Here is an 11,954-nt window from a genome sequence, read left to right on the forward strand (position 1 = left end):
TTTTTGCACCATTAAGAAGTGAAGAAAAGTTAAGAGGCCGGATGTTCCTTAATGCCCTTAATCCCTTAATGGTGAGGAGAATTGTAACAGCGGTTATTTCTGCCATTAAAGGGGTTTATAGCCATTCTATTATGCTCCGCTAATTTTTTCACCATCAAGAAGTGAAGAAAAGTTAAAGGGCCTGATGCCGGATGTTCCTTATGTCCTTAAGCCTTTAATGGTGAAAGGAATTGTAACAGCGGTTATTTCTGCCATTAAAGGGGTTTATAGCCATTCTATTATGCTCCGCTAGTTTTTGCACCATTAAGAAGTGAATAAAAGTTAAGGGGCCGGATGTTCCTTAATGCCTTAATCCCTTAATGGTGAGGAGAATTGTAACAGCGGTTATTTCTGCCATTAAAGGGGTTTATAGCCATTCTATTATGCTCCGCTAATTTTTTCACCATTAAGAAGTGAAGAAAAGTTAAGGGGCCGGATGTTCCTTAATGCCCTTAATCCCTTAATGGTGAAAGGAATTGTAAAAGCGGTTATTTCTGCCATTTAGGAGTTTAAAAAGAGGTAAGGTTCTGTTCCCGCAGATTACACTGATCTCCGCTGAGTTTTACACCTTCCATCCCAGGTAGATAGCCCTGATGGCAGCAGAAATCCCTTTTGGGCAGCGGTAGATTGTCTATCCCAAGGGGTTTCCAAAAAGGATTGCAGCGGACAGCAGGACGGAACCCAACCTACCTTTTACTGTTGTTGCGCTCCTGATAATCAAAAAATTAATCTTTAGATTATGCTTAACAAATAATATTGAATTTTAAATGAGGAGATTAAGCATTAGCTTCCTCTTTCACCGCTAACTGCCCGCAAGCAGCATCAATATCTTTACCACGGCTACGGCGGATGTTGGTATTGATCCCCTGGCTTTTTAAATAATTGGAAAAAGCATCGATCTTATCGCCTTCCGCATTGGTGAAATCGGCGAAAGAAATAGGGTTATATTCGATCAGGTTTACCTTGCAAGGAATATGTTTGCAGAATTTAGCTAAATCCATAGCATCCGAAATTTCATCGTTAAAATGATTAAAAACAATGTATTCGTAAGTTACCGGATTTTTAGTTTTAGCGAAGTAGTATTTTAGCGCATCGGCTAATGCTTTTAACGAGTTGGCCTCATTGATCGGCATGATCTCATTACGCTTTTTATCATCAGCAGCGTGAAGTGAAAGTGCCAGATTAAATTTCGCACCGTCATCACCCAATTTTTTGATCATTTTAGCAATACCTGCAGTAGAAACGGTAATACGCTTATAACTCATGTTTAAGCCATCCGGTGCAGTGATACGCTCAATTGACTTCAATACATTGGCATAATTTAACAGCGGCTCTCCCATTCCCATATACACGATATTGGTAAGGGGATTGTTGTAATTCTGTTTAGCCTGCTTATCGATCAATACCACCTGGTCATAAATCTCATCGGCGTTTAAATTACGCTTACGGTCCATGTAGCCAGTTGCACAGAACTTACAGGTTAAACTGCAGCCTACCTGAGAGCTTACGCAAGCAGTCATACGGTCTTCTAAAGGAATTAAAACCCCCTCTACAATATTACCGTCTGCTAACCTGAAAGTGTTTTTAATGGTATGGTCGTTACTGAACTGAGAATTGTTAACCTGAACAGCATTAATGGCAAAAGTTTCGTCCAATGCCTTACGAAGATCTTTAGAAAGATTGCTCATCTGCTCGAAACTTGTAGCCGATTTCTCCCAAAGCCATTGGTAAATCTGCTTAGCCCTAAATGCAGGTTGTTGCATCGCTACAAGATGTTGTTGCAACTGAGGTAGATCCAATGCACGGATATCGGTTTTTTTTGCTGTTACCATTTGTTGCAAAGGTACTTAAAAAAGGTGTAAGGCAGAAAGATAGAAGGCTGAGGGTGCCTGCAAGATGCCAAATTTTACAATTAATTAGCTTTATCTTCCTCTGCCTCTTGGGTTTGACTTGCTGATAGCCTTACCCTTGGCAGGTCTGGAATTTCTGCTTCCCGTATTGCTTTTACCTGTTGGTTTTGCCCCGGAATGACCTGCGCTCTTTTTTCCTGTTGACTTTGGGCCAGACGGCTTTGGTTTAAATGCCTTTTTTGGCCATTCTTCTCTAAGTTCAGGGATTTCCTCCCATGCATTTGCTTTTTTCTTAGCGCTTTTAGGTTTTATTTTGGCCTCGGATGATGAATTTTCAACACTTTTGGTGATGCTTTTCATCTCGTCTTCGGTAAGTTCTCTAAATTCTCCTGTAGGAATACCTTTTAGATTGATATTCATAATGCGGGTACGCTCGAGCTTGGTAACCTCATAACCAAAATGCTCGCACATTCTACGGATCTGCCTGTTTAAGCCCTGAATTAAGATAATATTGAATACAAATGTGCTGATCTGACGAACTTTACATTTGCGCGTGTTTACCCCCAAGATAGGAACACCATTGCTCATCTCGAAAATAAAATCTTCGGTAATCGGTTTGTTTACCGTTACCACATATTCCTTTTCGTGTTTATTCCCTGCCCTTAAAATTTTGTTAACGATATCGCCGTTATTGGTCAGGAAGATCAAACCTGAAGAATCTTTATCCAATCGGCCGATTGGAAATATTCTTTCGCTATGGTTCACGTAATCAACAATATTATCGCGTACGCTGCCTTCTGTTGTACTGGTAATGCCGACAGGTTTGTTAAAAGCCAAAAGGATGAAATTACTTTCTTCTTTAGGTTCGATATTGTGGCCATTTACCATCACTTTATCGCCTGCAAAAACCTGATCGCCTACTTTAGCCCTTTTTCCATTGATGAAAACGGTACCTTTTTCAATATAACGGTCTGCTTCACGGCGTGAACATAATCCACTTTCACTGATGAATTTATTTAAACGGGTTGCAGAGTTATTGTTCATACTGCAATTTTACGGAAATAAATCGTGTTATCCATTCTCCATACTGGCAACAAATGAATCGATGGTGCTTTTGAGTGCGATTAAGGTTTCCTCATCGGTAATCGCTCCCTCATTATTGATCTTCGCTTTTGCAAATGAGATAAGCTGGGGCGATACCCTCGCTTCAATTACTGTTAAAATATCGATGATGGATTGATAGGCTTTCTCACCCTGGGTTGAAGCAACAAGTGCTAAAACGGGTTTCCCTGAAAATGATGCTGAGCTTACCGTCCAATCGAGTAGGTTTTTTAACGAACCCGGTAAGCCCATTGCGTATTCTGGTGTAGAGATGATGATTCCATCTGCCTTTTTGATGGTTGAGCGAAGCTCTTCTATAATCTGTGGTGGATTTTCCTGGTCTAAATCGGGGTTGAAGTGTGGGATAACCGCAATGGATGAAAAGTTTATTACCTCGAACGCTCTGCCCAAAAGCCTGGAGGTGGCAGTTATGTAAAGTGCATTAGTGGATATTGCTTTCGTGCTTCCAGAAATTGCCAATATTTTTTTCATTGCTAAAAGTAGCAAAGGGTAAATGGAATATCAAGGTAGTCTGGTAATCGCGAAGTCATTTCAAAACGGGCCATCGAAACGCACCAGGTTTCGACAGCCTATTCTAAACATATTTACAACTAAAAGTTTTGATCATCTGCACTTGGACCATAACTTCCTGGGATTGGGATATCCAACAATCTTAAGTAAACGCCTAACTGTGCCCTGTGGTGAGTGGTTTGGCTAAGTGAATGGCGGATGGTTTCGTATTTAGAATAATCTGCCAAAACCTGTTTGCCCATGCTCAATACCCAACGGCCATTTAGGTCTTCTTCAGTGGCTTTTTTCAATTCTGCTTTTCCCAGTGCATAATTTTCCTCTAGAATTTTAACCAGGTCATCGGCACTTTCTACAGGTTTTTCTACATAAGGTGCTGTTTCAAAATCCAGTCCATCAGTAGTTAATGCCAGTGAAACCCAACTCGGCAGATCAGCAATATGAACCGCAAGCGATTTCATTTTCATGCTTTTTTCGTGTGGTGCCCAGTCAAATTTATCTACAGGTACAATAGCCAGGAATTTTTTTGTCGTATTAAATTCGGCTTCTAACTCTTTCAATAATAATTTAATAATGTCCATATTTTTCTGTTTTGTTTTTTCTGCGGTGTTTAAATCCATTAGTAGTAAATCGGTATACTCATGATTTTGGTGTTTAGTTACACAAAGAAAATACAGCCCACTGACAACCCTATGGCAGTGTGAAAAATATTTTTTTAATAATTTACAGGAAGCAGGTGCATGTATTCACTTAATGGCATGTGCTGCGTTTTTTTGAAAGGAATACCTAGATTTTTAAGGCAGATAATCCGGGTGAGGTTAAAATCACGGTATTCATTCCGGTAATGGCACCAGGCAATTAAATGCCAGCTAAAAGCATAGAAAATCAATCCAATTGGCTCTACTTCTCTTTTGCTCACTTCCTCCTTATTGTTTTTATAATCGAGTTCGATCAGGTGTTTTTCGGCAATAGCGTGTTGAATAAGTGATAGGTATTCGAAGTTAAAACTTAACCTTTCCGGAATCTGCAGTTTAATATGCTGGTTTAAAGTTTCGAGCTTTTCCTTTTGTCCCGATTTTAATACCGCCTTTACTTTTGTCAGTGCTGTGGAGTAATGGGCACGGATGGAATTATCCGCAAATCCGTTCACCAAACTTTCAACCAATAGCAGTGCATTGGCTTCGTCCATATTAAAAGAAACTGGTGGCAGGAAATAACCTTGAACCAGATAATAGCCTTTATGCTGCTCAAAACTTACCGGTATTCCTTGTTCGCCTAATGCTTTAATATCGCGATAAACCGTACGTATGCTCATATCAAACCTTTCCGCAATTTTTTCTGCGGTAATGTATTTTCTGGATTGAAGCAGGGTTAAGATTCCGAAAAGTCGGTCGATACGGTTCATAGTTTGTTTTTTTAGGCATTTAAAATTAAAGTTTTTTAATCAATTTTTCTTGTGGTACGCTATTTGTAAAAGATAAATACATATCAATTCTATTGGTTAAACCGTTATAATTAGGGTTTATCATACATAATCTGAATTAAATGGCTGCTATTATCCAAAAGCGCTTCTTCCGGGCAATAAAAAGTAAAGTAATTATAGGTTTCCTATTTGCCTGTTTTGCATTGCTATTGGCATGGGGCATCAGCAAATTTGCTTTTACGCGGATGCTGGATACTGTTGAAGAAATTTCGGCTCCGAACGACCGCTTAAGGATCGTAAATGATCTCTCACATAAGATTGCCAGGTTAGATCAGTTACAAAGGGATGAAGCTTTCAATAAACAAGGTACCTATAGTTTTCTTAAAGAGTCGCGTAAGTTAAGGGCTAGTTTAGATACCTTACGCAAATTGTACAAGGGCGATTCCGCCCAGTTGGCCAGAATAAAGTCGATCAAGAATCTGTTAACCGACCGGGATAAACAATTTATCAATTACTTAAAGGTGAGAGAAACATTGGTGAATACCAAATCGTTCTCTAATGAGGTTCAGAAATTAAACGAACTGGTTGCTACACGTACCAGGCAGACAGATAGCGCAGTACTGACCACCGAGACAACTACATCGACCACTACAGTGGCGCCTGAAGAAGAACAGAAATCGAGGGGTTTTTTGAGTAAACTGTTTGGTAAGAAGAAATCTGATGTGTATAAAATCATTAATGAGGAATTTAAGGTAAAGCGCGATACGCTGAATGCTAAAGCTGAAGATAGCATTATGAAGAGCATGACGGGTGCCTTGAAAAATATCGAACTAGAGCAACGCCAGAAAAGCCAGAAATTTTTAAAACGCGAAGCAGACCTGTCAAATGCCAGTAATGCCCTGACCGCCCAGATGCTACAGATTTTAAGAGAAGTGGAGGGGGAGGCAGTGGCCCAGGTAGATTTAAATGGTATTCAGGCTAAAGAAGTGGTTAATGATGGGATTACGCAGATCACAACCATTATCATTATCTTTTTTCTCTTAACGGTTATTCTGCTGTATTTAATTTTGGCTGACATTACAAAAAGCAACAGGTACAGAAGGGCATTGGAGCTTGCCAAAGATGAGGCAGAATACCATGGTAAGGCTAAGCAACGGTTTCTCTCGAACATGAGCCATGAGATCAGAACGCCACTGCAGTCTATTTTAGGCTATGCCGAGCTGATTACCCAGCAGGATGTGCCGAATAAGAAAGATGTGGATGCCATTTATCAATCTTCCATTCACTTACTTCAAATTGTGAACGAGGTATTAGATTATAACCGGATTATTTCGGGCGAATTTAGTTTCAATAACCAGGTGTTCAACATCAAAAAAGCTTTAGATGAGGTAGTTTCGGTAATGCGGCCTTTGGCAGAACAGAAATCACTTCAGTTAAATACAGCACTTGATCTTGCCGATCTGGAATTTGTAAAGGGCGATGCTTTTAGGCTAAAGCAGATTTTATTTAACTTATTGGGTAACGCCGTAAAATTTACATTGAGAGGTGAAATTAAACTTTCTGTATCGTATAAAAAGCAAGGCGACGATCTGCATTTCCATTTTACGATAAAAGATACCGGAATCGGTTTTGAAGAAAAAGATATTCCCAAAATCTTTAATGAATTTGAGCAGATAGAATCTCCTGAAAAATATATTATCAACCAGGCTGGTACGGGGTTGGGACTGCCTATTGTTAAATCTTTGATCGAAACACAGGGAGGAAGAATTTATGTGAAAAGTAAACCGGGCATTGGTACCACGTTTAATATTTACATGAAATATGAAAATACTACCGAGCGTGTAAACGATACTCTAGATTTAGAACATTATGCGATTGTAAATCCAGGCACGGTTTGGGTAATTGATGATGATAAACTTATTTTAGATTTATGCGGAATGATTTTTCAGAAAAACAAAATCCCGTTTAGAAGCTTTACCCAGGTAGCAGATATCCTGCACGCAGCACCTGAGCCGGATTTAAAATATGTGCTGGTTGATATGCGCATGCCAGAAATGACAGGATTCGAACTTTGTCATTTATTAAAGAAGAAACTCCCGGCGCATATTAAATTTTACGCCATCACTGCACAGGTTTTACCAGAAGAACGTGAAATGGTTTTGAGCGAGGGCTTTGATGGACTGATAATGAAACCTTTTAGGGCCGTTGATATCCTATCTATATTTGATAGAACCGAAATTTTAAACCAGCAGCCTGAATTCGATTTTTCTTCCATTGAGAAAATGACCTTTGGCGACCAGCAAATGCTGGAGAAAATATTGAACCGTTTTAAACAGGATTCTATAGATGACGCTGCAGCGTTGAAAAAACATTTAATCAATAATGACCCAGATCAGGCCAGGTTACTGGTTCACCGCCTTGCAGGACGAACGGCGCAGATGGGTTCGAAGACTTTGGCAAACGCATTCCGCACCCTGGAATTAGAAATTGCCGAAAAAGGCCTAACCACCAATATTAAATCTGAAGTTTTATTACAGATCAGAAAACTGGATAGCTTAATTGCCTTTATGGAGGAAATCAACTACGCCAATGCCGGATAATTATTCTATGCCGTAACGCTCCATCTTGGCGTAAAGGGTTTTACGGTCGATGTTTAAAATCTTCGCGGCTTTTGATTTGTTATGTCTCACTTTGATCAGCGTTTCAGTAATCAATGCTTTTTCATTCTGTTCGTTTACCGCTTTAAGGTCGGATGAATTACCTGGAGCTGACTGGTGATGGACAGAAATCATCATTTCATCAGGTAATGCGCCAATCTGGGCAACATCGCCTGGGCTTAATAAAACCATACGTTTAATCACATTGCTAAGCTCGCGCAAATTTCCTGGCCAATCGTAACTAAGCAAAAGTGTTTTTGCCTCATTAGAAATACTTTTCACATTCCGTTCTAAATCGCGGTTTGATAGCTGTATAAAGTGGTTGATAAACAGTTCTAAATCTCCGCCTCTATCTCTCAATGGCGGAAGCTGGATTTTGAACTCATTTAAACGATGATATAAATCTTCTCTAAACTCACCCTGTTGCATACTATTAGACAGATCATCATTGGTAGCGGTAATGATGCGAACATTAACCGGGATTTGTTTGGTACTGCCCAAAGGCTGGATTACCCTTTCTTGTAAGGCCCTAAGTAATTTAATCTGCACTTCGTAACTTAGGTTACCCACTTCATCTAAAAATAATGTTCCGCCATTTGCGGCCTCAAACTGACCTTTTTTGTCATTTAAAGCGCCTGTAAAAGCACCTTTTACATGCCCGAATAATTCGCTGGCAGCTAAATCTTTCGATAATGCACCGCAATCTATTGCAACGAAAGGTTTATCGGCACGCTTGCTCTGCTGGTGTAGGGTCCTGGCGGCAAATTCTTTTCCCGTACCGCTCTCGCCTTGTATAATTACTGACATGTCGGTTGGGGCTACCAAACTGATGTGTTCATACAGTTTATCTGCAACGGCACTTTTCCCTTTTATAAAATCACTGTTTGTTTCTTTTGGTTCAACACTTTTTAAATCCTTTTTAGCTAAAGAATTTTTGATCACCATTAGTAACTCATCTGGGTTAACCGGCTTGGTAATATAATCAAAAGCACCCAATTGGATAGATCTGACCGCAGTTCGAACATCATTAAAACTGGTCATGATGATTGCAGGTATGGATAGACCCAGATCACGGATGTGGCTAAGCACTTCAAGACCTGTCCCATCCGGAAGACGGTAATCGATTAAAAGTAAGTCGAATTCATTGTTTTCAACTTGCTTAAAAGATTGCTTTACCTGGGTTACAAGGGTAATTTCGTGACCGTTTTTTGTTAAAAAACCTTCAAGTAATTGGGCAAATGTGGTATCGTCTTCTAAAATCAGGATTCTCGCCATGTAACAAAAATAAGAAAAGCCGGACATAATCCGGCTTTCTTGTAATAGGTAGATGTAATTATTTGGGTTTTTATTGTACTGGCTTACCGTCTTTATCAATTTTAACCGAACCAGTTTCTGCTTCTTTTTTAAGATTGATTAAATAGTATTCCTTTTTTCCTTCTTTAACAGAGAAAGCTTCAGTAGCGGTCCATCCTTTGTAAGCATCAGATTTTAACGCTGTTGTAACTGGCTCAGGAAGTTCTTCCAATTTAACAGGAGTTTTCACTGCGCTATCTTGAACTGCAACAATTGCAGCATTTTTGATTGTATTTACTTCACTTGCCTGTACTGCTGAGAATCCTGCAAAAGCCAAGAACGCAGCTGATAAAATTAATTTTTTCATGGTATATATTTTAGTTTATGCGTAGCCCGAAGGCCACGCTTATATTGATTATGCCTATGCGGCGTATTTATTTGAGATTATTGAACTGGTTTGCCGTCTTTGTCGATTTTAACTGAACCAGTTTCTGCTTCTTTTTTAACGTTGATTAAAAAATACTCTTTAGTACCTTCTTTAACAGAGAAAGCCTCAGTTGCTGTCCATCCTTTGTAAGCATCAGATTTTAATGCTGTTGTTACTGGAGCAGGAAGCTCTTCCAGTTTAACCGGAGTTTTTACTGCACTATCTTGAACTGCAACAATTGCAGCGTTTTTAATTGTATTAACTTCACTTGCTTGAACTGCGGTGAAACCTGCGAATGCTAAAGTAGCGGCTAAAATGATCTTTTTCATGATATTCTATTTTAAATATAGTTTGTAACTCTCGTTACGTTAAATACTCGTTAATTATGGAGTGTTAATCTTATGTTTCAGTTATTGAACTGGTTTACCGTCTTTGTCGATTTTAACCGAACCGGTTTCAGCTTCTTTTTTAACGTTGATTAAAAAATACTCTTTAGTACCTTCTTTAACAGAGAAAGCCTCAGTTGCTGTCCATCCTTTGTAAGCATCAGATTTTAGTGCTGTTGTTACCGGAGCAGGAAGCTCTTCCAATTTAACTGGAGTTTTTACTGCGCTATCTTGAACTGCAACAATTGCAGTAGTTTTAAAATCTTTTACCTCACTTGCCTGTACTGCTGAGAATCCTGCTAATGCTAATACTGTTGCTGCTAAAACGAACTTTTTCATAGTATATATTTTAAAATTTAATTTGTGTAACAATACTTGCTATTGTTTCATAATAATGCCAAACCCCTGATTTTATTTAATTGACTGTTTTTTAGTTGTTTATGTGTGTGCCAGGATTTTGGCGTTGTAGAGCTTCTCCACACTTTGGGGTGAATGACTACAAGTTTTGGCGTTATTTTTTCATAATTGGAAATACAGATTGCTTGTAGAGCGTTCTTGTGCCGTCAGATGTTGCCATCTGACGGATTTTAAAAATTCTGGAATTGCTACTGGAGTTAATAGGCTGTCAGATGGTAACATCTGACAGCACGCCAGAAAAAAATAATTTTCAATTTTTAAAAAAGAAGATTTTTTTCTATCATTGCAGCCCGATTGAAAGCCTCCTTAGCTCAGCTGGTAGAGCAACTGACTTGTAATCAGTAGGTCATTGGTTCGATTCCGATAGGAGGCTCTTTTTCTTTCCCGTTTTCTAATTTAATTTCTTTTAGAAGCGTAATTTCAAAAATCATTTCATTATCAGAATAGGCCTGGCGTAGAAAAATATTTTATTTGCTCCGGTTATTCCGCTAATTTGCGGTATGTTAAAATACTTTTCAGCCGATTGGATATTTCCTGTTTCATCACCACCGATTAAAAACGGAGTGGTAGCCGTAAATCCAGATGGTGAAATTGAAGAAGTGTTAACCCAGGAAGAGGCCGCAAGTCTTGGTTTAGCCATTACAAAACATAAAGGATCAATCGTTCCGGGTTTTATCAATACCCATTGCCATTTAGAACTCTCGCATATGCTTGGGCAAATTCCCGAGCAAAGGGGTTTGGTAGAATTTGTACAAAGTATTATCAAAAGCAGGCAGGCTGATATAACAGAGATTAAAGCGGCTATGTATGCTGCTGATCAGAAAATGTTCGAAAACGGGATTGTAGCTGTTGGCGACATTTCCAACCAAAATTCATCAAAAGAGGTAAAAGAAAATAGCAAAATATATTATCACACCTTTATAGAGGCCATGGGTTTTAATCCTGAGCGAGCACACGCTATAATGGATTTCGCTAAGGCGATTAAACAAGCCTTTGAACCGTTGCCTGCATCTATTGTACCACATGCGCCCTATTCTGTATCTCCTGAATTATTCGGATTGATAAAAGTGGAGGCCGAAAAAGATAATGCCTTTATTAGTGTTCACAATCAGGAAACCGAAGATGAAAATGCTTTCTTCGAAAATAAATCGGGAGGATTTCTAGATTTATATCAATTTTTAGGCCTGGATATTTCTTTTTTCAAGCCAACAAAAAAAACATCTTTACAAACGTGGCTACCCTATATTAAGAAGCAGAAAACTCTGTTGGTGCATAACACTGTTTCGAGTAAGGCTGATATCGCCTTTGCAAAAGAAAACAACAATAATTTATATTGGTGCCTTTGCCCACAGGCCAATTTCTATATCGAAAATGCTTTACCAGACGTTGCTCTGTTAATTGAAGAAAATGTAAAGATTACCTTAGGAACAGATAGTTTAGCAAGTAACCATCAACTTAATGTCCTATCAGAAATGATGACCTTACAGAAATACAAGCAGGTTACTTTTGAAAAACTTTTGAGTTGGGCAACTATAAATGGAGCCGAATTTTTGGAGCTTGATCAACAAATTGGAACAATAGAGGTTGGTAAAAAGCCAGGATTGAATCTAATCCAGCTATCGGCTGATTTTAAGATAGAAAGCGATCAGGTAAAGCGGTTGATTTAATAACCTGAGTTCGATTATTAAATCTCATTTTGTGGCGTTTTAATCAAGTTTTCTGTTAAGACGGTCGTCACCCTGAATTTATTTCAGGGTCTTTCACGCTAAAAAGATGCTGAAATAAATTCAGCAGGACGATAAAGCGGGATTAGGCGTAAATAAGATATAATTT

Annotated in this window: 11 protein-coding genes and 1 tRNA gene; 3 read left to right on the forward strand and 9 right to left on the reverse strand. The window is 38.9% G+C overall.

Annotated elements, in window-relative coordinates; all coding sequences use genetic code 11:
• Positions 1-815 precede the first annotated feature (815 nt).
• The 5 genes from rlmN to AW17_RS21645 form a co-directional block, all read right to left on the reverse strand.
• Positions 816-1,871, reverse strand: a complete 1,056-nt coding sequence (rlmN, locus tag AW17_RS21625) for a dual-specificity RNA methyltransferase RlmN (protein WP_029280032.1) — start codon at positions 1,869-1,871, stop codon at positions 816-818.
• A gap of 90 nt (positions 1,872-1,961) precedes the next feature.
• Positions 1,962-2,933 carry a 23S rRNA pseudouridine(2604) synthase RluF gene (gene rluF / locus AW17_RS21630; RefSeq protein ID WP_029280034.1) on the reverse strand — a complete coding sequence of 324 codons (972 nt, stop codon included), beginning with the start codon at positions 2,931-2,933 and terminating at the stop codon, positions 1,962-1,964.
• A gap of 27 nt (positions 2,934-2,960) precedes the next feature.
• Positions 2,961-3,482: an NADPH-dependent FMN reductase gene (locus AW17_RS21635; RefSeq protein WP_029280036.1), complete on the reverse strand. Its 522-nt coding sequence runs from the start codon at positions 3,480-3,482 to the stop codon at positions 2,961-2,963.
• A gap of 119 nt (positions 3,483-3,601) precedes the next feature.
• The gene (locus tag AW17_RS21640; protein WP_029280038.1) at positions 3,602-4,099 is read right to left on the reverse strand and encodes a DinB family protein; all 498 of its coding nucleotides are present in this window, start codon (positions 4,097-4,099) and stop codon (positions 3,602-3,604) included.
• A 134-nt stretch (positions 4,100-4,233) separates the two neighbouring features.
• A complete protein-coding gene (locus AW17_RS21645) occupies positions 4,234-4,923 on the reverse strand; it encodes a helix-turn-helix transcriptional regulator (RefSeq protein WP_029280040.1) in 690 nt (229 codons plus the stop codon).
• A gap of 140 nt (positions 4,924-5,063) precedes the next feature.
• Here AW17_RS21645 and AW17_RS21650 point away from each other — a divergent pair, with 140 nt between their 5' ends.
• Positions 5,064-7,541, forward strand: coding sequence for an ATP-binding protein (locus AW17_RS21650; RefSeq protein WP_029280042.1), 2,478 nt, complete (start codon positions 5,064-5,066; stop codon positions 7,539-7,541).
• On the opposite strand, the gene AW17_RS21655 is transcribed toward AW17_RS21650, so the two are convergent.
• The 4 genes from AW17_RS21655 to AW17_RS21670 form a co-directional block, all read right to left on the reverse strand.
• A complete protein-coding gene (locus tag AW17_RS21655; RefSeq protein ID WP_029280044.1) occupies positions 7,542-8,873 on the reverse strand; it encodes a sigma-54-dependent transcriptional regulator in 1,332 nt (443 codons plus the stop codon). It lies immediately after the preceding gene.
• 70 nt (positions 8,874-8,943) lie between these two features.
• Positions 8,944-9,258 (reverse strand): hypothetical protein, encoded by a 315-nt coding sequence (locus AW17_RS21660; RefSeq protein ID WP_029280046.1) that lies wholly within the window; start codon positions 9,256-9,258, stop codon positions 8,944-8,946.
• A 77-nt stretch (positions 9,259-9,335) separates the two neighbouring features.
• A complete protein-coding gene (locus AW17_RS21665; RefSeq protein ID WP_029280049.1) occupies positions 9,336-9,647 on the reverse strand; it encodes a hypothetical protein in 312 nt (103 codons plus the stop codon).
• An 81-nt stretch (positions 9,648-9,728) separates the two neighbouring features.
• Complete coding sequence (locus tag AW17_RS21670; protein ID WP_029280051.1) at positions 9,729-10,043, reverse strand: hypothetical protein; 315 nt, start codon at positions 10,041-10,043, stop codon at positions 9,729-9,731.
• A gap of 378 nt (positions 10,044-10,421) precedes the next feature.
• Between AW17_RS21670 and AW17_RS21675 the strand changes: the two genes are divergently transcribed.
• Positions 10,422-10,494 (forward strand) — tRNA-Thr (locus tag AW17_RS21675).
• Positions 10,495-10,621: 127 nt separating this feature from the next.
• Complete coding sequence (locus AW17_RS21680; protein ID WP_029280053.1) at positions 10,622-11,788, forward strand: amidohydrolase family protein; 1,167 nt, start codon at positions 10,622-10,624, stop codon at positions 11,786-11,788.
• The last annotated feature ends 166 nt before the right edge of the window (positions 11,789-11,954 follow it).

The organism is Pedobacter borealis DSM 19626, assembly GCF_000708285.2.
Taxonomy (GTDB): domain Bacteria; phylum Bacteroidota; class Bacteroidia; order Sphingobacteriales; family Sphingobacteriaceae; genus Pedobacter; species Pedobacter borealis.